Below are 26,240 nucleotides of genomic sequence, written 5' to 3'. Positions count from 1 at the left end.
GACTGCCGGAGCCGCGCCCGCCCCACCCGCAGGAGGATCCCTGTGTCCGATTCCTTCGTCCACCTGCACGTTCACACCGAGTATTCGATGCTCGACGGTGCGGCGCGGCTGAAGGACATGTTCAAACACGCCACCGAGTTGGGCATGCCCGCGGTGGCGATGACGGACCACGGCAACATGCACGGCGCGGCCGACTTCACCAAGCAGGCGATGGGCGCCGGCATCAAGCCGATCCTCGGCATCGAGGCGTACGTGGCGCCCGAGTCGCGCTACAACCAGAAGCCGGTCCGCTGGGGCCAGCCGCACCAGAAATCGGACGACGTCTCCGGCGGTGGCCTCTACGGCCACGCCACGATCTGGGCCCGGGACGTCACCGGTCTGCAGAACCTCACCAAGCTCTCCTCGCGGGCGTTCACCGAGGGCTTCGCCCGCAAGTACCCGCGCATGGACGCCGAGCTCATGGCGGAGCACTCCGCCGGTCTCATGGCCACCACAGGCTGCCCCTCCGGCTTCGTCCAGACCCGCCTGCGCCTGGAGCAGTTCGACGAGGCCTACGCCGCCGCCGCGCAGTACCAGGAGATTTTCGGCAAGGACAACTTCTACCTCGAGCTGATGGACCACGGCCTCGACATCGAGACCCGGGTCCGCGAGGGCCTGCTGGAGATCGGCCGCAAGCTCAACATCCCGCCGGTGGTCACCAACGACTCGCACTACACCTACCAGCACGAGTCCACCGCGCACGACGCGCTGCTGTGCATCCAGACCGCCTCGAACATCGCCGACCCCGACCGCTTCCGGTTCGGCGGCGACGGCTACTACCTGAAGTCCGCCGACGAGATGCGGGCGATCGCCGCCACCGACGAGATCTGGCAGGAAGGCTGCCGGAACACGCTGCTGATCGCGGAGAAGGTGAACCCGGAGGGGATGTTCTCCTACCGGAACCTGATGCCGCGCCTGGACCCGCCGGCGGGGATGACCGAGGACGAGTGGTTCCGCCAGCTCGCCTACGAAGGACTGAACAAGCGCTTCCCGGCCGGGATCCCGGATCAGAAGACCTACCACGACCGCCTCGAGTTCGAGCTCGACGTCATCCTGTCGATGGGCTTCCCGTCCTACTTCATCGTGGTCGCGGACTTCATCAACTGGGCCAAGGACAACGGCATCGCCGTGGGTCCCGGCCGCGGTTCGGCCGCAGGCTCGCTGGTCGCGTGGTCGCTGGGCATCACCGACGTCGACCCGATCCCGTTCGACCTGCTGTTCGAGCGGTTCCTGAACCCGGACCGCGTCACCCCGCCCGACATCGACATCGACTTCGACGACCGCCGCCGCTCGGACGTGATCCGCTACGTCACCGAGAAGTACGGCGAGGACAAGGTCGCGATGATCGCCACCTTCGGCCGGATCAAGGCGAAGGCGGCGATCAAGGACTCCAGCCGGATCCTGGGATACCCGTTCGCGATGGGAGACCGCATCACCAAGGCGATGCCGCCGGACGTGATGGGCAAGTCGATGCCGCTGAGCGGCGTGTTCGACAGCAACCACCCGCGCTACGGCGAGGCCGGCGAGATCCGCGGGATGTACGAGCAGGACGCGGACGTCAAGAAGGTCATCGACACCGGCCGCGGCGTCGAGGGCCTGATCCGCCAGCCCGGGGTGCACGCGGCCGGCGTCATCATCTCCCCGGAGAGCATCACCGACCACGTGCCGGTCATGATGCGCCCCGCCGACGGCGTCATCATCACGCAGTTCGACTACCCGACCTGCGAGGAAATCGGCCTGATCAAGATGGACTTCCTGGGTCTCAGGAACCTGACGATCATCACCGACGCCCTGAACAACGTCGAGACCACCACCGGCAAGAAGCTCAACACGCTGGAGTTCCCGCTCGACGACCCGCTCACCTACGAGCTGCTGTGCAAGGGCGACACGCTGGGCGTGTTCCAGCTCGACGGCGGCCCGCTGCGCTCGCTGCTGCGGCAGATGCGCCCGGACAACTTCGAAGACGTCTCGGCCATCATCGCCCTGTACCGGCCGGGGCCGATGGGTGCGAACTCGCACATCAACTACGCCGAGCGCAAGAACAACCGGCAGCCGATCACCCCGATCCACCCGGAGCTGGAGGACCCGCTCAAGGAGGTCCTCGGCGTCAGCTACGGCCTGATCATCTATCAGGAGCAGGTGATGGCCGCCGCGCGGGTGCTCGCCGGCTACTCCCTGGCCCAAGCGGACCTGCTCCGCCGGGCCATGGGCAAGAAGAAGAAGGAAGTCCTCGACAAGGAGTACGTGGGCTTCGAGAAGGGCATGGCCGACAACGGCTATTCGGCCCAGGCCACCAAGGCGGTGTGGGACGTCCTGGTCCCGTTCGCCGACTACGCGTTCAACAAGTCGCACTCCGTCGCCTACGGCTTCATCGCTTATCAGACCGCGTACCTGAAAGCCCACTACCCGGCCGAATACATGGCCGCGCTGCTCACCTCGACGGCCACCGACAAGGACCGCTCGGCGATCTACCTGGCCGAGTGCCGCCGGATGGGCATCAAGGTGCTGCCGCCGGACGTCAACGACTCGCTGCACCAGTTCACCCCGGTCGGCACCGACATCCGCTTCGGGCTCGGCGCGATCCGCAACGTCGGCGAGAACGTGGTCTCCTCGATCATCGCCACCCGCAAGGCCAAGGGCCGCTTCACCTCGTTCAACGACTTCCTGGCCAAGGTGGACCTCCCGGTCTGCAACAAGAGGACCATCGAATCGCTGATCAAGGCCGGCGCCTTCGACTCCCTGGGGCACTCCCGCCGCGGCCTGATCGAGCAGCACGAGCGCGCGATCGACTCGGTGGTGGACGTCAAGAAGCAGGAGGCGCTGGGCCAGGACTCGCTGTTCGGCTCGCTGCTGGACGGCGGCCAGGACGCCATCACCGGCGGCGTCGAGATGACCTTCTCCGACATCGAGTGGGACAAGAAGGTCCTGCTCGGCTTCGAGCGGGAGATGCTGGGTCTGTACGTCTCGGACCACCCGCTGTCCGGGGTGGAGAACCTGCTGGCGTCCAAGGCCGACTGCTCGATCGCCTCGCTCACCGGGGAGAACGACCGCGGCGACGGCTCGATCGTCACCATCGCCGGCCTGGTCGCCGGCCTGGCCCGCAAGGTCACCAAGCAGGGCAACACCTGGGCCGCGGCCTCCATCGAGGACCTCGAGGGCGGCATCGAGACGATGTTCTTCCCGCAGACCTACCAGCTGTACTCCACGCAGCTGGCCGAGGACGCGGTGGTCGTGGTGAAGGGCCGGCTGGACAAGCGCGACGAGGTGCCGAAGCTGATCGCGATGGAGGTCGCCGTCCTGGACATCTCCGGGGCCGGCAGCAGCGCCCCGGTGGTCCTGCACGTCTCGGAGTCCCGGGTGATCCCGGCGACCGTGGAGCGCCTCAAGCGGATCCTCACCCGGCACCCCGGCACCACCCCGGTGCGCATGCACCTGAAGAGCCACGACGAGAAGGTCATCCGCTACCAGCTCGGCGACAACCTGCGGGTCGCGAACTCGCCGGCGCTGAGCTCCGATCTCAAGGTCCTGCTGGGTGCCGGGTGCTTCGGCGCCGATCCCTCGCAAGCGGGGGAGTGAGCATGGAGTTCCAGGATGTGATCCGGAAGCGGAAGATGGTCCGGGCGTTCACGACCGAGCCGATCGCCCCGGAGGTGAGCGAGCGCCTGCTGCTCGCGGCGAACCGGGCTCCGTCCGCCGGGTTCTCGCAGGGCTATGCGATGCTCGTGCTGGAGTCCGCCGAGGACCGCGCCGCGTTCTGGAAGGCGATGGACCCGGAGGACGAGTACGCCGGCACGCCGCTGCGCAACGCGCAGATGATCGTGATCCCCTGCTCCAACAAGGAGATCTACATCGACCGGTACGCACGCCCCGACAAGGGCTGGACCGACCGGGACGAGGCGCGCTGGCCGGTTCCGTTCTGGCACATCGACACCGGCATGCTGACGATGCTGCTCCTGCTCGCGGTGGTCGAGGAAAACCTCGGGGCGCTGTACTTCGGGATCCCGCCGGGCTCGAACGACAACGTGCGCGCCGAGTTCGGGATCCCGGCGGACTTCACGCCGATCGGTGCGGTCGCGATCGGGCATCCGGACCAGGACCGGGACGCCCGGCAGAAGACGTCGCGCAAGACGATCAAGCGGCGCACCGTCGAGGACATCGCGCATCGCGGACGCTGGCGCGCGGAGGCCGACGCTGCCACGGACGCCGACGCTGCCACCGAGAACGCCGCCGTTTGACGACGCCGCCACTGACGCGGCCGGCACAGTCTCTGCGAGAGTGGATCTGTGATTTCCTTCGCGGAACTGGCAGTAGTGGAAGACATCATCCGTTCCGTCAACGAGAAAGCGGTCCTGCCGCGCTTCCGGAGCCTGAAGGACTCCGACGTCGCCATGAAGGGCCCGATGGACCCGGTCACCGTCGCCGACCGGGAGGCCGAGGACCTGCTGCGGGAGCGCCTGACGGCGTTCCTGCCCGGGTCGGTGGTGGTCGGGGAGGAGGCGGTCTCCGAGGACGCCTCGATGCTGGACGCCCTGACCGGCAGCGCGCCGGTGTGGATCGTCGACCCGATCGACGGCACGCGCAACTTCGTCGCCGGCTCCGCGCGGTTCTCCACGTTGGTGGCGCTGGCCGCGGGCGGCGAGTTGCTGGCGTCGTGGTCCTACGCGCCGGTTCTGGGCCGGATCGGCACGGCGCTGGCGGAGCACGGAGCGCGGGTCGACGGCCAGGTGGTCCACGTCGCGCAGATTTCTGATCCCGCAGCCCCGACCCTGCCGATCACCACCAGCCACCCGGTCTGGTGGCCGCACGGCTACGGCCGCGGCGTCGACGCGATGCGCGACGCGGGCCTGGACGTCCGGTACTTCGACGCGTGCGGGATCGAGTACCTGGACCTGGCCGCCGGCGCGCGCTCGGCGATGGTGCTGACCTGGGAGTACTGCTGGGACCACGCCGCCGGGATGCTGCTGGTCGCCGAGGCCGGCGGGCACGTCGCGGCGCTGGACGGGGCGCCGGTGCGGCTGGAGGGCGGGAACGCGCTGCCGTTCGTCGCGTCCGCCGATCCGGCGACGAACGAGCGGATCCGGCACCTGGTCACGGCGTCGGGGCCGACCGCTGAGTGATTCGAGCGCCGGGGCAGGCGGACCAGTTCCCCGCCCCGACGCTCAGCTTTCTCCGGGCGTGGATCGCCGGGCAACCCTCACGGACAGTAAGTACATGTAAGAGTTCTGTCAATGCCGCCTCAAGCCGGGTTCTCGACGGACTCGAGCCGGGTTCTCGACGGATTGTGTCGGCGATGTTGACGATGGGTGACGTTGCGCTTAGCCTGTGCGACTGCGATCGATGGCGTTTATTCGTAGTCGAATTTGTTGGAGCGTGCTCATGTCCCCCGCTGCAAGACAACGCACCGCGCTCGCCGCCGTCTTCATCCTCCTCCTCAGCGTCCTGACCGGCTGGGCCGTCGCCTCCCCGGCGGCGCACGCGGCCACCTCCACCGCCGTCACCGTCGACGGCGGCTCCACGGGCCGCACCTTCGACGGCATCGGGGCGATCAGCGGCGGCGGGGGCAACTCCCGCCTGCTGGTCGACTACCCCGAGCCCGAGCGCAGTCAGATCCTGGACTACCTGTTCAAGCCCGGGTACGGGGCCTCGCTGCAGATCCTCAAGATCGAGATCGGCGGTGACACGAACTCCACCGACGGGGCCGAGGCCTCGCACGAGCACAGCCGTGGCGTCGTGGACTGCAACCAGGGCTACGAGTGGTGGCTCGCGGAGCAGGCCAAGGCCCGGAACCCGAACATCAAGATCTACGGTCTGGCCTGGGGTGCCCCGGGCTGGATCAACGGCGGCTTCTGGTCCACCGACACCATCAACTATCTGATGGACTGGTTCGGCTGCGCGGCCCAGCACAACCTGACCGTCGACTACCTCGGCGGCTGGAACGAGAAGGGCTACAACACCGGCTGGTACGAGAACCTCAAGAGCGCGCTGAACTCGCACGGCTACGGGTCCACGAAGGTGGTCGCGGCCGACGACCAGTGGAACGTCGCGGACAGCATGACCTCGGACTCGAGCTTCAACAACGCCGTGGACGTCGTCGGCGTCCACTACCCCTGCGGTTACGGCAGCGCTTTCCTGTCGTGCAACAGCACGCAGAACGCGTTGAACCTCAACAAGCCGTTGTGGGCCAGTGAGAACGGCTCGGAGTCGACGGACGGCAGTTCCACGTTCGGTGCCCCGAGTGTCGCGCGCGCCCTGAACCGGGACTACATCGACGGCAAGATGACCGCGTACATCAACTGGCCGCTGGTGTCCGCGATCTACCCGAACCTGCACTACGCCGACCAGGGCCTGGGGATCGCGAACCAGCCGTGGTCCGGGAACTACTACATCGGCAAGACCACCTGGGTCATGGCGCAGACCTCGCAGTTCACCGCGCCGGGCTGGAAGTACCTGGACTCCGGCAGCGGGTTCCTCGGCGGGAACCGGGCCAACGGCAGCTACGTGTCGCTGAAGTCGTCGAACGGCAGCGACTACAGCACCGTGGTGGAGACCATGGACGCCACGGCCGCGCAGACGATGACGGTGAACGTGGCCGGCGGGCTGTCGACCGGGGCCGTGCACGTGTGGCAGACCAACGTGAACTCCGGCAGCTCCTCGGACTGGTTCGTGCACAGCGGTGACGTCACGCCGTCCGGCGGGTCCTACACGGTGACCCTGCAGCCCGGCTACGTCTACACCTTCACCACCACGACCGGCCAGGGCAAGGGCGTCACGTCGCCGCCGGCCGCGTCGGCGATGCCGCTGCCGTACACGAACAACTTCAACACCCCGGCCACCACGACCTCGCCGCTCTACTTCTCGGACATGAACGGGGCCTTCGCGACCACGGCGTGCGGTGGCGGCCGTTCCGGGTCGTGCCTGCGGCAGATGGCGGCGTACCAGCCGATCCGCTGGACCGGCGAGTCGTACGACGCGCCGTACACGCTGATCGGCGACCAGACCTGGTCGAACTACACGGTCAAGACCGACGCGCTGTTCGAGCAGTCCAGCAGCGTGGAGCTGATCGGCCGCGCGAACCTGCAGGGCACGAACAACAACGGCCTGAACGCCTACCACCTGCGGGTCAGCGACTCCGGTGCGTGGTCGATCGTGAAGAGCGACACCGCGTGGAACTTCACGACGCTGGCCAGCGGGACGACCTCCGCGCTCGGCCTGAACAAGTGGCACACGGTCGCCTTCCAGCTGAACGGCTCGACGCTGACCGCGTCGGTAGACGGCAACGCCGTAGGCAGCGTCAACGACGGGACCTGGACCAACGGCCAGGCCGGGCTCGGCGTGACCGGGTACCAGACGGACGAGTTCTCGAACTTCTCCATCACGCCGGGCTCCTCGCAGGTCGTGCACCTGGGCCCGGTTCCGTCGGCGGAGGCCGGCAAGTGCCTGGACGACAACGCCGGCTCGACGGCCGACGGGACCCACGTCCAGATGTACGACTGCAACAACAGCGCGGCGCAGAACTGGTTCTGGGCCAACGGCTACCTGCAGCTCAACGGGGCCAGCGGCAAGTGCCTGGACGTGACCGGCAACAACACGGCCAACGGCACGCTGGTGGAGCTGTGGGACTGCAACGGCGGGACGAACCAACAGTGGGTGCCGCAGTCGAACGGCGAGCTGGTGAGCGTGGGATCCGGCAAGTGCCTGGACGACCCGGCGTTCAACACCGCGAACTACACGCAACTGGAGATCTGGGACTGCAACGACGGCGTTAACCAGCAGTGGACGGTGCCATAATCCGGTGAGTGAGCGCTAAAACATGGGGGATCGTCGGCGCCGTCGTCGTCCTGGCCGTAGCCGGGACGACGACCGCGCTGCTCCTGCGCGGCGGCGGGACGAGCGACTACACGGCGCTGCCGACGTGTGACAAGCTCGCCGGCGCGGTGCAGGGTAAGCCGACATTCCACGTCGCGCAGAACGTGACGCACGCAGCGCCCTTCCACGGGCTGGACCCGGCGTACACGAACATCCGGTGCGAGACGGCGGACGGCGTGACCTTCGTCGAGGTGGACCTGTACCAGAAGAGCACCATGGACCCGCTGACCACGAATCAGTACCCGGACAAGCAGGTCCACGACGGCGCGTGGCGGGCGCGGGACATCTTCGGGCACAACCAGCTCACGACGCTGACGCCGGACATCGCCTACGGATCGCTGGACTTCGCCGCGAGCACGTGCACGGTCGAGCAGGTGAAGAACAACGCCGAGGTGATGCTCACGGTGCCGATGGCGAAGGGGACCGCGCCGGGGGCATCGGCGGCGGTGTGCAAGCAGATCGCGGAGCAGCAGATGCCGAAGGTGATGGGCGCGGCGCTTTGAGCGGGTGATCGGTGTAGGGATCACGAGCCACGAGCTACGAACCACGAGCCACGAGCTACCCGCAGCCAGCCACTAGCCAACTGATGCCGCAAGCTGCCACGATCGCCAGCAGCCAGCAGCCAGCAGCCAGCAGCCAGCAGCCAGCAGCCAGCAGCCAGCAGCCAGCAGCCAGCAGCCAGCAGCCAGCAGCCAGCCGCAAGCAGCCAGCCGCAAGCTGCCACGATCGCCAGCCGCCAGCCGCCAGCCGCCAGCCGCCAGCCGCCAGCAAGCCAGCAGCCAGCCGCCAGCGATCGCGAGCCGCCAGCGATCGCGAGCCGCCTGCCGCATCAGCGCGAAGGCGCCACCAACCCCGCCTCGTAAGCCGTGATCACCAGCTGCACCCGGTCCCGCGCCGCCAGCTTCGTGAACAGGCGCGCCACGTGCGCCTTGGCCGTGGCCGCGCTGATGAACAGTTCCTCGGCGATCTCGCTGTTCGACATGCCGCGGCCGACGAGGGTCAGGACTTCGCGTTCGCGTTCGGTGACGCCGTCCAGGAGGTTCTTGTTGCCTCGGTTCGGTGCGGTGCCGGGGGGTTCGGGGCGGACCGCGAACTCGGCGATCAGTTTGCGGGTGACGCTCGGTGCTATGAGGGCGTCGCCGGAGGCCACGACGCGGACCGCGTCCAGGATGGAGTCCAGGGCCATGTCCTTGACCAGGAAGCCGCTGGCGCCTGCTCGGAGCGCCGGGTAGACGTACTCGTCGTCGTCGAAGGTGGTGAGCATCAGGACGCGGGTGGTGTCGGTGGACTCCGTGATGCGGCGGGTGGCCTCGATGCCGTCCATTTCCGGCATGCGGATGTCCATCACGGCGACGTCCGGGGTGTGCGCGGCGGCCAGGCGGACCGCTTCGGCGCCGGTGCCGGCTTCGCCGACGACTTCGATGTCCGGGGCGTCGTTGATCAGGACCCGCAGGCCCGTGCGGATCAGCGGCTGGTCGTCGGCCAGGATCACCCGGATCGGGGTGCGCTCGGCGGTGGGGTCGGCGCTCAGGTCGCCGGGCTGGTCGAGGGTCACGGGGTCACCGCCGGGTTCGGGTCGGGCGCGGGTCGGGCGCCGGGGAGGCTGCGATCGGTGTCGCGGGGGCGATCGGAGTCGAGGGTGCGATCTGTGTCGGGGCCCGTGTCGCTGTCGGGGCCGGTGTCGCTGTTTTGCGCGATGGTGCTGGACGTGTATGTCGTCTCGAAGCCTCCCGGCACCGGAAGTGTGGCACTCACCAGGAACCCGCCGCCGACCCGGGGCCCGGCGCTGAACGTCCCGTGCACCAGGCTCACCCGCTCGCGCATCCCGACCAGGCCGAAGCCGGTGCCGCCGGAGCCCAGCACGCCGTGCCCGTCGTCCGCGACCGTGATCGCCACCGCGCTCTCCTGGAACTCCACCCGGACCCGGCACGTCCGGGCGCCGGAGTGCCGCACCACGTTCGTCACCGACTCCTGGATGATCCGGTACGCCGCCAGGTCGATCTCGCCGGGCAGCGGCCGCGGCATGCCGATCTGCTCGACGATCGCCAGCACGCCGGCGTGCTTCGTCGAGGCCACCAGCTTGTCCAGGTCGGCCAGGCCCGGCGCCGGATCGGTCGGGGTGTCGGTGTTCTCGCCCTGCCGCAGCGCGGTGAGCGTCCGCCGCAGCTGCGACAGCGTGTCCCGGCTGGTCTCCTCGATCGCGCGCAGCGCCTTCTGCGCCTCGACCGGCTGCGTGCCGATGACCCGGTTCCCCATGCCGGCCTGGATGGCGATGATGCCGATGCTGTGCGCGATCATGTCGTGCAGTTCGCGGGCGATCCGCAGCCGCTCGTGTGCCACGGCCTGGGCCGCGGCGTCGGCGCGCTGCCGGACGACGCCGGCCCGGCGCTCCCGCGTCGAGCTGCCGAGCAGCCAGGACACCATGGTCATCAAGGTGATGACGACCACGTGGGTCGGCATCAGATCCGAGGCGCCTGGCGGGAAAGCGGCGACGGCGGTGATGCCGCCGGCCAGGATGAGGAGCGCGGCCTTGACGGACGTACGGCGCCGCCAGGCCAGCGCGATGGACGCCAGGCACATGTCGACCGCTATGAGCAGCGCGTAGCGGGCGTCGCCGGGGGCGTACACGGACCCGACATATACCTGCGCGACGCTCGTGACGGCGGCGAACACCAGCGGTCGGCGGCGGAACAGCGGCAGCAGGATGATCGTGCACAGCGCCGGCAGCGAGCGCTGCCAGCCGTCGGCGCGGTAGGTCGTGTTGACCAGCACCTCGCCCGGCGGCAGGATCCAGTTCCCCGGGCTGCCTATCCCGGTGGAAACCGTCGCCGTGTGGTACTCCCGCAGATACGGCACGACCGACGCGATCAGCGCCAAGTAAACGGCCACCAACAGGCTGTCCGTCAGCCACTGGCCGCGTCGCGTCGTCTCCATGCCCAAGATCGTAGACAGCCGCCGGGGTGGCCGCATCGGCTCAGGGGCTTACATCCCGGGGCCACAGTCCGCCCTCGTCATTGCCGCTCCCCGGCCGATGCCCGACTACGCGCCGCCCCGGCAGGGTGATCCCCGTGATCGAGCTGACTGACCTCACCAAGCGCTACGGCGACAAGACCGCCGTGGACCACCTGACCGTGACCGTCCGTTCCGGGACGGTGACCGGCTTCCTGGGCCCCAACGGCTCCGGCAAGTCGACGACTCTGCGCATGATCCTCGGGCTGAACGCGCCGACCTCCGGCACGGTCACCATCGACGGCCTGCGCTTCGCCGACCGGCCCCGCGGCCTGCGCCATGTCGGCGCGCTGCTGGATGCGCAAGACATCCACGGCGGGCGCTCCGCCGTGGCCCACCTGAAGTCGCTGGCCGTCAGCAACCGCATCCCGCTGCGCCGGGTCGGCGAGGTGCTGGAGGAGGTCGGGCTCGCCGAGGCCGGCCGCAAGCGGATCGGCGGCTACTCGCTGGGCATGAAGCAGCGCCTGGGCATCGCCGGCGCGCTGCTCGGCGACCCGCCGGTGCTGCTGTTCGACGAGCCGCTGAACGGACTGGACCCGGAGGGCGTGCGCTGGGTGCGCGAGATGTTCCAGCGGCTGGCCAGGGAGGGCCGGACGGTGTTCGTCTCCAGCCATCTGATGTCCGAGATGGAGCACACCGCCCAGCGCCTGGTGGTCATCGGCCGCGGCGCGCTGATCGCGGACGAGACGCTGGCCGACTTCTCCCGCCGCGGCTCGCGGGCCACCGTTCTGGTGCAGGCGCCCGAGTCCGCCGCGCTGGCCGCGATCCTCACCGCCGAGGGCGCGGAGGTCCAGGCCGCCGCCGGGGGCGAGGGCCCGACCGTCCCGGGTCTGACCGTCTCGGGCCTGACCGCGGCCCGGATCGGCGAGCTGGCCTGGCGCAACAACATCATGCTGGCCGAGCTGGCCACGCAGAACGCCTCGCTGGAGAAGGCGTTCATGGAACTGACCGCGACCGCCGTCGAATACGCCGCAGGAGAAGCCCGATGAGCACCCTGACCGCCGCATCGCAGACCCCTGTCTCCGCGCGGCTCCCGAGCGAACCCAAGCCGCGCTTCCGCGACCTGTGCCGGATGGAGTGGATCAAGGTCGCCTCGCTGCGCTCCACCTGGCTGGTGCTGCTGGTGGCGGCGGCCGCGACCATCTTCATCAACCTGAACGGGGTCCGCTCCGATCTGCAGTACCTGGACCAGAACCTGGCGCACCCCGACGGCGTGGCACCGAACGGCTATCACTGGCACTTCGTCTACGACCCGATCTTCCGCTCCCTGTCGCGCATCGCGGTGCAGCTGATGATGCTCGGCGGCGCGGCGATCGGCGCGCTGACGATGTTCGGCGAGTTCTCGACCGGTCAGGTCCGCACCACCTTCGCCGCGGTCCCGAAGCGCGGGGGCGTGGTCGCGGCGAAGATCACGGTGCTGTGCACCATCACCACGGTCCTGGCCTTCATCGTCGCGATGGTCTCGTTCCTCGGCGGCCAGGCGATGGTCGCCAGCCGGCACGTGGGCGTCTCCATCACCGACCACAACGCCCAGATCGCCATCGCGGCCTACACCTTGGTGGTCCCGGTCTGCGCGCTGATCGGCATGCTGTTCGGCGCCCTGATCCGCAACGCGACGGCCTCGATCGTGGCCGTCGTCGCCTTCCTGTTCCTGCTGCCGGCCTTCTTCGGCGGCGACAAGTACCGCTGGGTCAAGGAGGTCAGCCACCTGTTCCCCGGCGATTCCGAGGACACGCTGACGTTCTGGCACAAGGACCCGAACCAGACGCTGGGCAAGTGGCCGGCGAGCGACATGCACGCGTGGCTGGTGTACGCGGGGTGGGTCGTGATCTCGGTGGTGGTGGCGCTGGTGGTGGTGAAGAAGCGGGACGCCTGAGGGAACCTCAGTAGTCCGCGTGAGTGTAGGGCGGCGCGAGCGGGCCGAGATCGGGCTCGTCGCGCAGTTCTATATCCAGGCTCTGAACACCCGCTGTCGGCTCCAGCGCCAGCACCACGATCTCGTTCTCGCCAGAGCGCCACAGCGGCGCCGGGGCGTAGAGCGTGACCTGGGGACCGCGGTCCCACAGCCGGCCGAGCAGGAATCCGTTGAGCCAGACCAGGCTCCGCGCCGTGGAGGGGACGGCGAGGAAGCCGTCGGCCGGCTCGGTGACGGTGACCGTGGCGCGGTGGAATGCGGGGCCCGAGGTCGGCGTCGCTGCGATCCCGGAGTCCTGATCATCGGCGGCGGTCAGCCCCGACAGGTCGTCCAGCGGCAGCACCCGGTGCTCCCAGCCGAACTGGAACTGGTGGTCCAGCCGCACGCCGCCGATCAGGCCCTTGCGATCGGCCAGGTGCGGGCCGTAGTTGACCCGCCCGAAGGGCTCGACGAGGATCTCCAGATCCAGGCCCCCGCCCGGGATCTGGAGATCCAGCGTCTGCTCGGGCTTGTCACGCTCCAACACCCCGAGCAGCTTTCCGTCCGCGAAGACCTGCGCGAGGTCGCGGACGCCCTCGATCCGCAGCGTGTGGGTACGCGCGGGACCTTCGATGCGGCGGCGGTAATGGATCAGGCCGAAGCTGTGGCCCAGCTTCTCGATCGACTCCGGCGTCGGGCGGCGCACCGGTGCCGTCGCCAGCACGTCCAGCCGGTCCCGCAGGCCCGCGATCCGAGGCGCGGCAACGGTTTGCGGCTTCAGGCGCGGCGAGGCAGCGGGCAGACCGGCACCCGACAGGCCAGCCTCCGACAGGCCGACTTCAGGCAGGCCAACCTCCGGCAGCCCGAGGTGCCGCGCGATCACCTCGCGGAACAGGTGGAACTTCGGCGTCAGCTCGCCGGCCTCGCCGATCGGCGCGTCGTAGTCGTAGCTGGTGATCGTGGGCTGATATCCCGCATCCCCGCTGAGCACGCCGGAGTGGTTGGCGCCGGCCCAGAACCCGAAGTTGGTGCCGCCGTGGCCCATGTAGAAGTTGACCGAGGCACCCGCCGCGAGGATCTCGTCCAGCGTGCGTGCGGCGTCCTCCGGCGTGCGCGTGTGGTGCGGCTCGCCGAAGTGGTCGAACCAGCCGTTCCAGAACTCCATGCACACCGGCGGGTCGTCGGGCCGGAAGTGGCGCAGGGTGGCGAAGCCGTCAGTGGCCTGCGACCCGAAGTTCACGGTGGCCAGCACGTCCGGCACCGTGCCGCCGGCCAGCATCAGGTCCTGCGGGCCGTCGGAGGTGAACAGCAGGGTGTCCACGCCGCGCTCGATCAGGCCCTTGCGAAGGTGGCCGAGGTAGTCCGGGTCGTCGCCGAAGCTGCCGTACTCGTTCTCGATCTGCACCGCCACGACCGGTCCGCCGCGGGTCGCCTGCAGCTCGGCCAGCACCGGGATCAGCTGGTCGAACCACTGGTCCACGGCCGCCAGGTAGGCCGGATCGGTGGTGCGCAGCCGCATGTTCTCATCGGCCAGCAGCCAGGCCGGCAGCCCGCCGAAGTCCCACTCGGCGCAGATGTAAGGACCCGGACGCGCGATCACGTCCAGTCCGAGCTCGCCGGCCAGCCGGATGAACCCGGCGACGTCCTGCCAGCCGTCGAAGCGCGCCGGTCCGGGCGCCGGCTGATGGAAGTTCCAGGCGACGTAGCACTCGACGGTGTTGCAGCCCATGGCACGCAACCGTTCCAGCCGGTCCCGCCACAGCTCCGGGTGGATCCGGAAGTAGTGGATCGCCGCCGAGATGATCCGGTGCTCCCGGCCGCCTCGCAGGAACCTGCCGCCCTCGACGGTCAGTACGCGCTCGTGTGCCACTCAGCGATGATCGGGGCCGCCGGGGGCGGGCGGCCATGGATCTTGCTGAGTCGTTCTTGGATATTTGTGGGGCTACGCCGACAGCGAGCCGCGCCGGAACATCGTCGGCGACAGCCCGACGCGCTGCGTGAACAACCGCGTGAAGTACGCCGGATCGTCGTACCCGACCGCCCGCGCCACCTGCACGACGCTCTGGTCCGTCGCGGCCAGCAGGTCCTTCGCCTTGGACAGCCGGACCCGCAGGATGTACTCCTTCGGCGTCGATCCGGTCGCCAGCCGCACCTCTTCGCGCAGCTGGGTCACGGTCAGCCCGAGCCGCGTGGCGTGGTCCTGGAGCGCGACGGGGTCGGTGGCGTGCTCGGTGAGCGCGCGGACCGCCCGCGACTCGCGCAGGCCCGGGCCGTTGTCGCGGACCGCGGTGATCAGGCGGTGCACCAGGATTCCGGCCGACACCTCGTAGTGCGGGCCGGTGGTGCGGACCACGGTGAGGAGTTCGCGGAACAGCTCGCGCACCGGGCGCGCGTCGCCGAGCGGGACCACCGGGGAGGTGCGGGACAGGAAGTCCAGGCTTTCGTAGCCGGCCGCCGCCGGGCCGTCGAACAGGGCCCAGGTGATGGTCCAGCCGCCGGCGTCCGGCTGGTAGGAGTGCACCAGGCCGGGGAACAGCCAGAACGCCGCCGGCGCCTTGATCGGCAGCCGGGTGCGCGGCCGGTCGCCCCACTCGATCCAGCCCGAGCCGCGGGTCACCAGGTGCAGCGCGTAGCAGTTCAGGACCCGGGCGTCCCAGCGGATGCCGTGCTCGGCGATGGTGTGCCAGCCGGCGCCGTACAGCGCCAGGCCGAGGCGGCGGTGCTCCTCGGCCGGCGTCATGTAGACCGCGTACTCCGACACCGGCGGCTGCCAGGGCTCCTCCCCGGCCGCCGCCGGCTCGTCGTCCCGGGGCACGTTCACGCGTCATATGCTCCGGGGTGCGCAACCTCGCGTCAATCCACGGTTAACCCAGCTCTCCGGTCGGCTACCCGGTCGGCTCCCCGGTTGGCTCCTCGGCCGGCTTCCGGCTCCCGGGCTGGCTCCCGGCCGCGATCAGCTCGGCGACGATCCGCGGCACGGCCTCGCCGATCGGGTCCCGGATCACCTCGGTGGCCAGGTGGTCGTACGGCGTCTCCTCGTTGTTGACGATCACCAGGTCGGCGCCGTGCGCCACGGCCACCTCGCACATCGACGCGGCCGGCTCGACGCGCAGCGAGGTGCCGATGGCCAGGAAGATCTCCGAGGCCTCGGCCACCTGCTCGGCCTGCCACAGTGTCGCCGGGTCCAGGTTCTGGCCGAACATGATGGTCGCGGCCTTCAGGATGTCGCCGCAGACCGGGCACGGCGGATCCGCCTCGCCGGCGGCGACGCGCTCCAGCGTGGCGTCCATCGTCGTGTGGTACGTGCACCGGATGCAGACCACGTCGGCCATGTTCCCGTGGATCTCGATCACCTTGCGCGGCGACGACCCGCCCTTCTGGTGCAGCCGGTCGATGTTCTGGGTGATGATCCGCACGGACCGCCCCGAGTGCTCCAGCTCCGCGAGCGCCTTGTGCGCCGCGTTGGGTTCCGCGTGCCGGGCCGGGTTGTCCCGCCGCGCCAGCCACGAGCGCTCGCGCAGCTCGGGGTCGGCGACGTAGTTCTGGTACGTCGACAGCAGCTCGGCGATCGGATCCTTGGTCCACACCCCGGTGGGGCCCCGGAAGTCCGGGATACCGGAGTCGGTGCTGATGCCCGCGCCGGTGAGCATCCCGATCGGGCCTTTGCGGCTGCGCCAGTCGGTGGTCATGGAAAAAGCGTAGTCAGTGATGCCACGGCAACTCGACGAGGTTTTCCGGCGGTCCGTCGCGCAGGATCGAGGTCAGCAGCGGCGCCAGGCCCCAGGGGACGATCCGCTCGTCGGTGGCCTCCAGGTCCGCGATCGACCACCAGCGGTACTCGGAGATGGTTTTGCGCTCGTAGGCGGTGAAGCCGCTCATGTCGATGTCGCGTGTGTCCACGCGGTGGAAGAAGTAGTCCTCGCGGAAGGTGCCCTTCTTCCACCCGAAGTCGGCATAGCCGCCGGTGGCTGCGACCAGGCCGCCGAGCTCCTCAGGCGCGACGACCAGGCGTGTCTCCTCCCACAGTTCACGGGCCGCGGCGGCGTCCACCGTCTCGCCGTCGTCGATGCCGCCGCCCGGGGTCAACCAGGTGTGGGACCGCCTGCCGTCCTGGTACTTGAACAGGAGCAGGCGGTCCTCCTTGTTCATCAGCAGGACGCGGGCGGTGTGGCGTGCGTAAGGGCCTTCGGGCAGCGGCATGCCCCTCAGATTAGTTGCCGCCTCAGGCGAGCGCGGCGATCTGTTCGGTCAGCGTCGCGACCGGCTGGAACGTCAGGCCGAAGGTCGCGACGTGCTTCCAGCGCAGCACGCCCGCTGCGTCGACGAGGAACACGGACCGCTTCAGGCCCAAGCCCTTCAGCGCGACGCCGTACTGCCGGATCACGGTCTTGTCCGGGTCGGCCAACAGCGGCTGCTGGAGCCCGTGCCGCCGCGCGAACTTCTCATGGCTCTCCAGATCCTGCGGGCTGATGCCCCAGACCTCGGCGCCGATGCCGGTGAACTTCTCCAGCTCGTTGTTGTACGCGCACATCTGCTTGGTGCACACCGGGGTGTCGTCGCCGGGGTAGAAGGCGAGCACGATCGGCTTGCCGCGGTGCGCGGACAACGTGAAGTCGCGCCGCTCGACCTCGGTGCCGGACAGCACGATGCCGGGCAGGGTGAAGTCGGGTGCGGGGGCGCCGAGCTCGGGGGTGGGGGCCATGGACGTGTCCTTCGTGGGTGGGCCGAAGTTACTTGTCGGTATCCAGCATGGCCCATCGCCCCCGATTTCAGGCCTCCCGGCGTGCCACCAAATTGACCATCGGGAACGGCCGCGGCGCGTTCGGCGCCGCGCGTTCGATCAACCGGCCCACCTCCTCCAGGCCCGCCTCGTGCAGCAGGGCGCTGAACCGGTCGGGCCACCAGCGGTAGGCGGTGTGGACCGTGTGGTCGTACGGGACCGTCGGCGGCGTGGCGCCGTCGGTGCCCGGGAAGCTGATGAGCGCGTGGCCGCCCGGCGCCAGGACCCTGCGGAACTCGGCGAGGATTGCGGGGACGTCCTCGGGCACCGTGTGGATGATCGAGTACCGGGACACCAGGCCGCTCAGCGACCCGTCGGCGATGTCCAGCGCGGCCATCGACCCGAGCTCGAACCGCAGCTCCGGATGCCGGGCCCGGGCCTGCTCGATCATGCCGGAGGAGACGTCGACGCCGAACGCGTCCAGCCCCAGCGAGCTCAGGTGCGCGGTGACGTACCCGGGCCCGCAGCCCAGGTCGGCCACCGGGCTGCCGACCGGACCGCCGACCGGACCGCCGACCGCCTTCGCCAGCTCGGCGAACGAGGCGAGCAGGCCGCGCTCCAGCGGATAGCTCGACAGACTGCCGCTGAACTTGTCGGCGTAGAGTTCGGCGACTTCGTCATAGGGCTGTTGGGCGCTCATGGCCTTATAGCCTCCAACGCCAGCAGCGCCACATGCAACGCCAGACACGACTCCACCGAATCCAGATCGACCGACAGGATCCGTTCGATCCGGTGCAGCCGCTCGTAGAACGACGGCCGCGACAGATGCGCCGCGTCAGCCGCCGCCGACTTGTTGCGGCCGGACTCCACGTACACGCTCAGCATCTTGACCAGATCCGTGCCGCGCTCGGCGTCGTAGGCCAGCAGCGGGCCGAGTTCGCGCTCGACGAAGGTCTGCAGGCGCGCGTCGTCGCGCAGCAGGTGCAGCAGGCCGCGCAGCCGGACGTCGACCAGCCGGTGGTACGGCGCCTGGCCGGCCGGCTGCCGGACCGCCGCGTCCGCGACCTGCACCGCCTCCAGCAGCGAGCGCCGCGCGTCGCGCACCGCGCCGACCGAGGTGCCGACCGCGATGACGTAGCCGTCGGCGGAGGACGGCGACGTCGGGCGCTCGACCAGGCGCCGGACGCGCTCGGCGAAGCCGTCCAGGGCGGCGTCCTCGCGGTCCTGCGGGCCCAGGGCCAGCAGCAGGCCGACGCTGTGCTCGTCCAGCGTGCCGATCAGCGCCGACAGCCGGCGGTCCCGGATCGCGGCCGCGGCCTGGTCGGTCAGCTCGCGCAGCCGGGCCTGGGTCTCCAGCGCCGTGGGATGCGCGGCGGTGCGCAGCCGCAGCACCACGCCGACCAGCCGGCGGCCGTCGAGGGTCACGCCGAGCGCCCGGGCCCGCAGCGCCACCTCGGAGGCCGGCTGGCCGTGCGACAGGATCGCGGTCAGCAGGGTCCGGTGCGTCTGCCGCTCCAGCGAGTCGCGGTCCCGCTCGACCAGCCGGTTCAGGGCCAGGGTCGCGGCGGCGCGCTCCAGGAGCATGGACAGGCGCGGCACCGGGACCGGGTCGTTGCAGATCAGGACCAGGCGGCCCCAGTCGTGGCCGCGCGCGCCGACCACCGTGGTCAGCCAGCCGGAGCGCTCGTCGAAGATGGTGCGGCCGGTGGTGGTGCGCACCGAGCGGGAGCGGCCCTCCCAGCCGTCGAGCAGGACCGAGGGGTCGGCGCCGGCCTGGGAGTAGGTGAGGACCTGGTGTGCCAGGTTCTCCAGCACCACCGGGCAGCCGGACATGCGGCCGATCTGCTGGACCACCTCGTCCGGCGAGGCGCCCTCGACGGCGAGCTCGGTGAAGGTCTGGTGCACCTCGTCCGAGGCGCGCAGCTCGGCCAGCTGCGCGTCGATGATCAGGCCGTGCACGGCCTCGGTAATGGTGACGAAACGTGTGTCCAGCGCCAGCGTGATCACCGGCAGGTTGTGCTTCTCGGCCGCGGCCAGCAGCGCCTTGGGCAGGCTGCTGTCGGTGTAGCGGCGCCCCAGCTCCAGCACCAGGCCGGCGGCGCCGAGCTTGGCCAGGTCGGCGACGAAGTCGGCGAGCCGGTCGCGGTCCTCGGGCCAGGCGATGCCGGTGGACAGCACCAGCTCGCCGCCGCGCAGGATGGTGCCGACGTCCACCAGCTCGGTGACGTGCACCCAGCGCACCACGCGGTCCAGCCCGCCGGCGCCGGCCACCACCCGGGGCCCGCCCTGCTTGACCGGGCCGAGCTGCAGGACGTCGCCGACGGTCGGGTACTGGGTGGCGTACATCGAGGGGGTCGGCACGGTCCCGCCGTCGGCCAGGATCGGTGTGTCGGCGGTCGGCTCGGGGCGGTCTGCGCTGCTCACGGTGGCTCCTGGGGACGTGCGGGGCTCATGGCGCGGGTGGTGTCTTCGGGACGCCCGGGGTGCCGCGACGGTGCGCGGTGCTTAACCCATTGTTCTTTGCACTGTGTTCAGAACGATCGCACTGCCGAGGCACCCTGCCAGGTGCGTCCCGGGCCGCGCAAGGGATTGCGTCGAATCGGTCCCGTACTGATGCGGCGCGGGATCGGTTTCTGCAGGCCAAGGGCAGGTCGCGATTTCGTTGCGAGAATCATTTTCTTCGACGGAATCCCTTGTTTCTCTGCCGGATGTCTGTAACGATCCTCACTCAAACGTGGGTGACCGCCTTGCCCACAGAAGGTTTGCAAGCCGTCAAGGGAGAACGTGGTGCACCAGTACATCGGCGGGGGACTGAGGACCGGATCGTCAGGAGTCGTGCATCAGGTCACGAATCCGGCGGACGGCTCCACCGTCGCCGAGGTCGTACTCGGTGACGCGCACGACGCCGGTCTGGCCGTGGAGGCGGCCGAACGGGCGTACCCCGAATGGAGCAGGGCCACGCCGGCCGAGCGCTCGGCCGCCCTGCACCGGCTCGCGCTGCTGCTCGACGAACGCGCTCAGGAGTTCGCCGAGACCGAGTCGCGCCAGACCGGCAAGCCGATCCGGCTGTCCACCGGCTTCGACGTCCCCGGCACCGTGGACAACACCGCGTTCTTCGCCGGCGCGGCGCGCCATCTGGAGGGCAAGGCCTCGGCCGAGTACTCCGCCGACCACACCAGCGCGATCCGGCGCGAGCCGATCGGCGTGGTGGCCTCGATCGCCCCGTGGAACTACCCGCTGCAGATGGCCGCCTGGAAGATCCTGCCGGCGATCGCCGCGGGCAACACCATCGTGCTCAAGCCGGCCGAGATCACGCCGCTGACCGCGCTGCTGTTCGCCCGGGCCTGCACCGACGCCGGGATCCCGGACGGCGTGGTCAACGTGGTCGTCGGCACCGGTCCGGTGGCCGGCGAGGCGCTGATGGCGCACCCGGCGGTGCGGATGGTGTCGTTCACCGGCTCCACCCCGGTCGGCAAGCGGGTCATGGAGATCGCCTCCCGCACGGTCAAGCGCGTGCACCTGGAGCTCGGCGGCAAGGCGCCGTTCGTCGTGTTCGACGACGCGGACCTGGAGGCCGCGATCCACGGCGCGGTCGCCGGCTCGCTGATCAACACCGGCCAGGACTGCACCGCGGCGACCCGCGCGTACGTGCACCGCAGCCGCTTCGACGAGTTCGTGGCCGGCGTCGCGGACCTGTACGCCAAGGTCAAGCTCGGCGACCCCTTCGACCCCGCGACCGACCTCGGCCCGCTGGTGTCCCACCGGCAGCGCGACAGCGTGGCCGGCTTCGTGGACCGCGCCCGCGGCTACGGGGCGAAGATCGTGGTCGGCGGCGAGGCTCCCGGCGGCGCTCTGGCGGCCGGCGCGTACTACCGGCCGACGCTGGTCACCGGGGTCGCGCAGGACTCGGAGATCGTCCGCGACGAGGTCTTCGGGCCGGTGCTCACGGCGCTGCCGTTCGACACCGACGACGAGGCCTTCGCGCTGGCCAACGACACCCCCTACGGCCTGGCCGCCTCGGCCTGGACCCGCGACCACCTCCGCGCGCTGCGGGCGGTGCGCGAGCTCGCGGCGGGCTGCGTCTGGGTCAACGACCACATCCCGATCATCAGCGAGATGCCGCACGGGGGCTACAAGTCCTCTGGGTTCGGCAAGGACATGTCGTCCTACTCCTTCGAGGAGTACACGCAGGTCAAGCACACCATGCACGACCTCACCGGAGTGGCCCGCAAGCCCTGGCACCGGACCATCTTCGAGCTCTGATATCGCCGGCGCCGGCGCACCGCCACCACGCCGGCACCGCACCGCCACCGCCACCGCACTGCACCCGCACCAACCGCCCGCTGTTCAGCCCCACAGGTGATAGGACGGACCATCGCATGAACGACATATCCCGGTCCCGCGAGGAGTTCCTCGACTCCGCCGACCGTTTCCCTGAAGCCTTCAAGCGCCAGCTCGGCGGCGGCGCCTCGCGCCGGGGCTTCCTGGCCGCCGGCGTCGGTCTGGGCGCGGCCGGCCTGCTCGGCGCGTGCGCGACGAAGACCAAGAACAGCTCGGCCGGGGCCGCGGGCTCCGGCTCCGGCTCGTCGTCCTCGGCCGCCCCGTCGGAGGGCAAGGAGGGCACCGACAAGTCGGACACCGAGAAGATCGTCAACTTCTCCAACTGGGTGTCCTACATCGACGTGGACCCGAACGACAAGAACAAGCGGCCGACGCTGGACAACTTCAAGACCGAGACCGGGATCACGGTCAACTACACCGAGGACGTCAACTCCAACGACGACTTCTTCGCCAAGATCCACCAGCAGCTGGCCGCCGGCCAGGACACCGGCCGGGACCTGATGGTGCTCTCGGACTGGATGATCGGCAAGCTCCGGCAGATGGGCTACCTGGAGCCGCTGAACCTGGCGAACATCCCGAACTTCAAGGACCTGCTGCCCGAGGCGGCCAACCCGGCGTACGACCCGAACCGCAAGCACACCGTGCCGTGGGCGCTGGGCTTCACCCTGATGGGCGTGAACCTCAAGTCCGCCGGCCTGACCGCGGCCCAGGCGCAGCAGCTGTCCATCAAGGACATGATGACCGACGCCAAGTACAAGGGGAAGGTCGGCTACTTCGCCGAGATGGAGGACGGCGTCGGCTTCGGGCTGCTGGCCACCGGGGCGGACCCGTCGAAGTTCACCGACGACCAGTTCAGCGCCGCCGTGGCCTACATCCAGAAGGCCCGGGACAACAACCAGATCCGGCAGTTCACCGGCAACGACTACATCAACGACCTGACCAACGGGAACTACGCCATGTGCATGGCGTACTCCGGCGACATCGCGCAGATCGGCGACCCGAACATCGTCTGGGTGGTGCCCACCGAGGGCATGCTCTGGTTCGCCGACAACATGTGCATCCCGGCCATGGCCTCCCACAAGACCAACGCCGAGAAGTTCATGAACTACATGCTGGAGCCGAAGGTCGGCGCCGCGCTGGACGACTACATCAGCTACATCCCCTCGATGCAGGGCGCGGACACCGCGATGCAGGCGATCGACAAGAACGCGCTGCAGAACCAGCTGATCTTCCCGGACGCGGCCACCAAGGCCAAGGCGCACGAGTTCCAGAACCTGGACCTCAAGACGCTGGACAAGTACGTCTCGCAGTTCAAGGACGTCACCGGCTGATGCCGATCCCCTCCCTTCCCCTTTCCGATCCCCTCCCCGAAGGCAAGACAGGCAGGCAGCGGTAGATGAGTAAGAACACTGAGACCTCGGCCGCGGGCGGCGTGGCCGGTGATTTGCGGCTGGTGAACGTCACCAAGCGCTTCGGCGACTTCGCCGCCGTGAAGGACCTGACGCTGACGATCCCGCAGGGCTCGTTCTTCGCGCTGCTCGGCGCGTCCGGCTGCGGCAAGACCACGACGCTGCGCATGGTGTCCGGTCTGGAGGAGCCGACGAACGGCCGGGTCCTGATCGGGGACCACGACATCACCCGGCTGCGGCCCTACAAGCGCCCGGTGAACACCGTCTTCCAGAACTACGCGCTGTTCCCGCACCTGACCATCCAGGACAACATCGCCTTCGGCCTCAAGCGGCGCGGCGTCAAGGACGTCAGGAAGCCGGTCCAGGACATGCTCGACCTGATCGAGCTCTCGCACATCGGCGCGCGCAAGCCCAACCAGCTCTCCGGCGGCCAGCAGCAGCGCGTCGCGCTCGGCCGGGCGCTGATCAACCGGCCGCAGGTGCTGCTGCTGGACGAGCCGCTGGGCGCGCTGGACCTGAAGCTGCGCCGGCAGATGCAGATCGAGCTCAAGCGGATCCAGACCGAGGTGGGCCTGACGTTCGTGCACGTCACGCACGACCAGGAGGAGGCCATGACCATGGCCGACACCATCGCGGTGATGAACCTGGGCCGGATCGAGCAGCTCGGGTCGCCGACCGACCTGTACGAGAACCCGAAGACGACGTTCGTCGCCAACTTCCTGGGGCAGTCGAACCTGTTGCCGGGCAAGGCATCGGGAACCGTTGGTGAACACCTGCAGGTCACGCTGGAGGACGGCACCAGGGTGCTGATCCCCACCGCGCGCAACCACGCCTCCGGCGACGAGGTCATCGTCGGCGCCCGCCCGGAGAAGATGTCGATCCACGCCTCGGTCGACGAGGTGCCGGACGGCCGCAACGTGCTGACCGGCGGCGTGGTCACCGACACCAGCTTCGTCGGGGTGTCCACGCAGTACGTCGTCAAGGCCCCGGTCTGCGACGAGCTCGGCGTGTTCGTGCAGAACGACGGCGCGCAGATCTTCCGCCCGGGTTCGGACGTCGTCGTGTCGTGGGACCCGTCGCAGGGCTTCGGCCTGGACGGCAAGCAGGACATCGAGGCCGGCGCGGAGGCGGACCTGGAGGCCGCCTCGTGAGCGCCCCCACACTGGCCGACGAGGCCGCCGAGGCGCTGGCCGCCGGGACCACCGTGGCCGAACTGCGCGCCGACAAGCGCGTGCGGCGGCGCCGGGCGACCCTGCCCTACCTGCTGCTGGCCCCGGGCATCGCCTGGCTGGTGGTGTTCTTCATCGTGCCGATGTGGTCGATCGTCTCGACCTCGGTCGAGACCGGCGACATGGACACCGGGTTCGTGCTCAGCTGGCGCTGGGCCAACTTCGGCGACGTGTGGAGCCAGTGGCACCAGCAGATCGTCCGGTCGCTGGAGTACTCGGTGATGTGCACCGTGTTCTGCCTGATCCTGGCGCTGCCGCTGGCCTACTTCATCGCGTTCAAGGCCGGGCGCTGGAAGAACCTGCTGATGGCGCTGGTCGTCGCGCCGTTCTTCACCAGCTACCTGATCCGCACGCTGGCGTGGAAGACGATCCTGGCCGACGACGGCTGGGTCGTGCACACCATGAACACGCTGCACATCACGCCGCTGCTCAGCGGGATGGGCTGGACGTACTCGGACAACAGCGTGCTGCAGACGCCGTTCTCGGTGGTCTGCGGCATGGTCTACAACTTCCTGCCGTTCACGGTGCTGCCGATCTACACCGCGATGGAGAAGATCGACCCGCGGCTGCACGAGGCCGGCCAGGACCTGTACGCCTCGGCCTGGGCCACCTTCCGCAAGGTCACGTTCCCGCTGGCGCTGCCCGGCATCGTCGGCGGCACGCTGCTGACCTTCATCCCGGCGGTCGGCGACTACACCAACGCGGTGATGCTCGGCGGGCCGAAGACGAAGGTCATCGGGACGGTGATCGAGCAGCAGATGATCGGCACCGGCGGCAACATCCCCTACGGCGCGGCCCTGTCGGTACTGCTGATGGTCGGCACGCTGGTGATCACCCTGGCGTACATCAAGCGAGCCGGGACGGAGGAGATCGTCTGATGGCTGTCATCAACTGGTTCCGCAAACATGTGATCGCCATCGTCGCTTTCCTGATCTTCTTCTTCCTGCTGGTGCCGAACTTCGTCGTCGTGTGGATGTCGTTCAACAAGCCCTCGGGCAAGTACAACGTGAAGTGGGAGAAGTTCTCGCTCGACGCGTGGAAGAACCCGCTCGACGACGGCATCCTGCACGACCCGCTGATGCTCTCGCTGGAGATCGCGCTGCTGGCCACGCTGGTCGCCACGATCCTGGGCACGATGATCGCGTTCGCGATCGTGCGGCACAGCTTCAAGGGCCGCGGGTTCGTCAACAGCGTGCTGTTCCTGCCGATGGCGGCGCCCGAGATCGTCATGGGCACCACGCTGCTGGCGTTGTTCCTGAACACGTTCGGCGTGGACTTCCTCGGCTTCAAGTCGATCCTCATCGCGCACATCATGTTCTGCGTCAGCTACGTGGTGATCACGGTGAAGTCCCGGCTCAACGGCATGGACCCGATGCTGGAGAAGGCGGCGCAGGACCTGTACGCCACGCCCTGGCAGACCTTCTGGCGGGTGACCTTCCCGCTGGTGGCGCCCGGGATCGGGGCGGCGGCGCTGCTGTCGTTCGCGCTGAGCTTCGACGACTTCATCATCACGGAGATGACCGCGGGCAACTCGGTGACGTTCCCGTACTGGATCTGGAACGCCGTGCAGAAGGGCATCCCGCCGCAGGTCAACGTGATCGGTTCGCTGATGCTGATCGTCACGCTGGCGGGCATCGCGGTCGCCGAGGTGCCGAAGTGGCTCAAGACGTCGAAGGCGCGCTGAGGGTCCCGCGACGGATCTGAGGGGCCTTCGACAGCTCAAATCAATACAA

21 protein-coding genes are annotated in these 26,240 nt (G+C 69.2%); 12 read left to right on the top strand and 9 right to left on the bottom strand.

What is annotated here, in order from left to right; all coding sequences use genetic code 11:
• Window positions 1–42: 42 nt before the first annotated feature.
• The 5 genes from dnaE (at window position 43) to ABH920_RS07805 (ending at window position 8,408) form a co-directional block, all read left to right on the top strand.
• Entirely contained in the window at window positions 43–3,615 is a 3,573-nt protein-coding gene (dnaE, locus tag ABH920_RS07825; protein ID WP_370348187.1) for a DNA polymerase III subunit alpha, read from the top strand.
• Between the two features lie 2 nt (window positions 3,616–3,617).
• A complete protein-coding gene (locus tag ABH920_RS07820; RefSeq protein WP_370348186.1) occupies window positions 3,618–4,274 on the top strand; it encodes a nitroreductase family protein in 657 nt (218 codons plus the stop codon).
• Between the two features lie 48 nt (window positions 4,275–4,322).
• Window positions 4,323–5,156: an inositol monophosphatase gene (locus ABH920_RS07815; protein WP_370348185.1), complete on the top strand. Its 834-nt coding sequence runs from the start codon at window positions 4,323–4,325 to the stop codon at window positions 5,154–5,156.
• A gap of 259 nt (window positions 5,157–5,415) precedes the next feature.
• Window positions 5,416–7,827, top strand: a complete 2,412-nt coding sequence (locus ABH920_RS07810) for a ricin-type beta-trefoil lectin domain protein (RefSeq protein WP_370348184.1) — start codon at window positions 5,416–5,418, stop codon at window positions 7,825–7,827.
• 8 nt (window positions 7,828–7,835) lie between these two features.
• Window positions 7,836–8,408, top strand: a complete 573-nt coding sequence (locus ABH920_RS07805; RefSeq protein WP_370348183.1) for a hypothetical protein — start codon at window positions 7,836–7,838, stop codon at window positions 8,406–8,408.
• Window positions 8,409–8,734: 326 nt separating this feature from the next.
• Here the strand turns inward: ABH920_RS07805 and ABH920_RS07800 are convergent, their stop codons facing one another.
• Window positions 8,735–9,460 (bottom strand): response regulator, encoded by a 726-nt coding sequence (locus tag ABH920_RS07800; RefSeq protein WP_370348182.1) that lies wholly within the window; start codon window positions 9,458–9,460, stop codon window positions 8,735–8,737.
• On the bottom strand, window positions 9,457–10,839 hold the full coding sequence (locus ABH920_RS07795) for a sensor histidine kinase (protein WP_370348181.1): 1,383 nt from the start codon (window positions 10,837–10,839) through the stop codon (window positions 9,457–9,459). Before ABH920_RS07795 ends, ABH920_RS07800 begins: the two co-directional genes overlap by 4 nt.
• Before the next feature lie 134 nt (window positions 10,840–10,973).
• Between ABH920_RS07795 and ABH920_RS07790 the strand changes: the two genes are divergently transcribed.
• Together ABH920_RS07790 and ABH920_RS07785 are read left to right on the top strand one after the other, a co-directional pair.
• Window positions 10,974–11,903, top strand: a complete 930-nt coding sequence (locus ABH920_RS07790) for an ABC transporter ATP-binding protein (RefSeq protein ID WP_370348180.1) — start codon at window positions 10,974–10,976, stop codon at window positions 11,901–11,903.
• Window positions 11,900–12,790: a hypothetical protein gene (locus ABH920_RS07785; protein WP_370348179.1), complete on the top strand. Its 891-nt coding sequence runs from the start codon at window positions 11,900–11,902 to the stop codon at window positions 12,788–12,790. Before ABH920_RS07790 ends, ABH920_RS07785 begins: the two co-directional genes overlap by 4 nt.
• Before the next feature lie 7 nt (window positions 12,791–12,797).
• On the opposite strand, the gene ABH920_RS07780 is transcribed toward ABH920_RS07785, so the two are convergent.
• The 7 genes from ABH920_RS07780 to ABH920_RS07750 form a co-directional block, all read right to left on the bottom strand.
• A complete protein-coding gene (locus ABH920_RS07780; protein ID WP_370348178.1) occupies window positions 12,798–14,678 on the bottom strand; it encodes a beta-galactosidase family protein in 1,881 nt (626 codons plus the stop codon).
• A 72-nt stretch (window positions 14,679–14,750) separates the two neighbouring features.
• The gene (locus ABH920_RS07775; RefSeq protein ID WP_370348177.1) at window positions 14,751–15,629 is read right to left on the bottom strand and encodes a helix-turn-helix domain-containing protein; all 879 of its coding nucleotides are present in this window, start codon (window positions 15,627–15,629) and stop codon (window positions 14,751–14,753) included.
• Between the two features lie 64 nt (window positions 15,630–15,693).
• Window positions 15,694–16,497 carry an NAD-dependent deacetylase gene (locus ABH920_RS07770; protein WP_370348176.1) on the bottom strand — a complete coding sequence of 268 codons (804 nt, stop codon included), beginning with the start codon at window positions 16,495–16,497 and terminating at the stop codon, window positions 15,694–15,696.
• Window positions 16,498–16,510: 13 nt separating this feature from the next.
• On the bottom strand, window positions 16,511–17,008 hold the full coding sequence (locus ABH920_RS07765; protein ID WP_370348175.1) for an NUDIX hydrolase: 498 nt from the start codon (window positions 17,006–17,008) through the stop codon (window positions 16,511–16,513).
• Window positions 17,009–17,030: 22 nt separating this feature from the next.
• A complete protein-coding gene (locus tag ABH920_RS07760; RefSeq protein ID WP_370348174.1) occupies window positions 17,031–17,510 on the bottom strand; it encodes a peroxiredoxin in 480 nt (159 codons plus the stop codon).
• 67 nt (window positions 17,511–17,577) lie between these two features.
• Window positions 17,578–18,228, bottom strand: coding sequence for a class I SAM-dependent methyltransferase (locus ABH920_RS07755; RefSeq protein WP_370348173.1), 651 nt, complete (start codon window positions 18,226–18,228; stop codon window positions 17,578–17,580).
• Complete coding sequence (locus tag ABH920_RS07750; protein WP_370348555.1) at window positions 18,225–19,874, bottom strand: PucR family transcriptional regulator; 1,650 nt, start codon at window positions 19,872–19,874, stop codon at window positions 18,225–18,227. Before ABH920_RS07750 ends, ABH920_RS07755 begins: the two co-directional genes overlap by 4 nt.
• 441 nt (window positions 19,875–20,315) lie before the next feature.
• On the opposite strand from ABH920_RS07750, the gene ABH920_RS07745 reads away from it, so the two are divergent.
• The 5 genes from ABH920_RS07745 (at window position 20,316) to ABH920_RS07725 (ending at window position 26,191) form a co-directional block, all read left to right on the top strand.
• On the top strand, window positions 20,316–21,791 hold the full coding sequence (locus tag ABH920_RS07745; RefSeq protein WP_370348171.1) for a gamma-aminobutyraldehyde dehydrogenase: 1,476 nt from the start codon (window positions 20,316–20,318) through the stop codon (window positions 21,789–21,791).
• Between the two features lie 116 nt (window positions 21,792–21,907).
• Window positions 21,908–23,200, top strand: coding sequence for a spermidine/putrescine ABC transporter substrate-binding protein (locus ABH920_RS07740; RefSeq protein ID WP_370348170.1), 1,293 nt, complete (start codon window positions 21,908–21,910; stop codon window positions 23,198–23,200).
• A 65-nt stretch (window positions 23,201–23,265) separates the two neighbouring features.
• Window positions 23,266–24,429, top strand: a complete 1,164-nt coding sequence (locus ABH920_RS07735) for an ATP-binding cassette domain-containing protein (protein ID WP_370348168.1) — start codon at window positions 23,266–23,268, stop codon at window positions 24,427–24,429.
• On the top strand, window positions 24,426–25,385 hold the full coding sequence (locus ABH920_RS07730; RefSeq protein ID WP_370348167.1) for an ABC transporter permease: 960 nt from the start codon (window positions 24,426–24,428) through the stop codon (window positions 25,383–25,385). The genes ABH920_RS07735 and ABH920_RS07730 overlap by 4 nt, the downstream gene beginning before the upstream one ends.
• Window positions 25,385–26,191 carry an ABC transporter permease gene (locus tag ABH920_RS07725; protein ID WP_370348166.1) on the top strand — a complete coding sequence of 269 codons (807 nt, stop codon included), beginning with the start codon at window positions 25,385–25,387 and terminating at the stop codon, window positions 26,189–26,191. Before ABH920_RS07730 ends, ABH920_RS07725 begins: the two co-directional genes overlap by 1 nt.
• Window positions 26,192–26,240 lie beyond the last annotated feature (49 nt).

This window comes from Catenulispora sp. EB89 (assembly GCF_041261445.1).
GTDB lineage: Bacteria > Actinomycetota > Actinomycetes > Streptomycetales > Catenulisporaceae > Catenulispora.
Note: the sequence above shows the minus strand (reverse complement) of the source record. Positions and strands in the feature narration are given on the sequence as shown.

Excerpts from the sequence above, each read along its gene's own strand:
- ABH920_RS07765 (WP_370348175.1), bottom strand. The coding sequence starts at position 17,008 with ATGCCGCTGCCCGAAGGCCCTTACGCACGCCACACCGCCCGCGTCCTG.
- ABH920_RS07750 (WP_370348555.1), bottom strand. The coding sequence starts at position 19,874 with ATGTACGCCACCCAGTACCCGACCGTCGGCGACGTCCTGCAGCTCGGC.
- ABH920_RS07785 (WP_370348179.1), top strand. The coding sequence starts at position 11,900 with ATGAGCACCCTGACCGCCGCATCGCAGACCCCTGTCTCCGCGCGGCTC.
- ABH920_RS07820 (WP_370348186.1), top strand. The coding sequence starts at position 3,618 with ATGGAGTTCCAGGATGTGATCCGGAAGCGGAAGATGGTCCGGGCGTTC.
- ABH920_RS07725 (WP_370348166.1), top strand. The coding sequence starts at position 25,385 with ATGGCTGTCATCAACTGGTTCCGCAAACATGTGATCGCCATCGTCGCT.
- ABH920_RS07770 (WP_370348176.1), bottom strand. The coding sequence starts at position 16,497 with ATGACCACCGACTGGCGCAGCCGCAAAGGCCCGATCGGGATGCTCACC.
- ABH920_RS07795 (WP_370348181.1), bottom strand. The coding sequence starts at position 10,839 with ATGGAGACGACGCGACGCGGCCAGTGGCTGACGGACAGCCTGTTGGTG.
- ABH920_RS07740 (WP_370348170.1), top strand. The coding sequence starts at position 21,908 with ATGAACGACATATCCCGGTCCCGCGAGGAGTTCCTCGACTCCGCCGAC.
- ABH920_RS07810 (WP_370348184.1), top strand. The coding sequence starts at position 5,416 with ATGTCCCCCGCTGCAAGACAACGCACCGCGCTCGCCGCCGTCTTCATC.
- ABH920_RS07760 (WP_370348174.1), bottom strand. The coding sequence starts at position 17,510 with ATGGCCCCCACCCCCGAGCTCGGCGCCCCCGCACCCGACTTCACCCTG.
- ABH920_RS07735 (WP_370348168.1), top strand. The coding sequence starts at position 23,266 with ATGAGTAAGAACACTGAGACCTCGGCCGCGGGCGGCGTGGCCGGTGAT.
- ABH920_RS07755 (WP_370348173.1), bottom strand. The coding sequence starts at position 18,228 with ATGAGCGCCCAACAGCCCTATGACGAAGTCGCCGAACTCTACGCCGAC.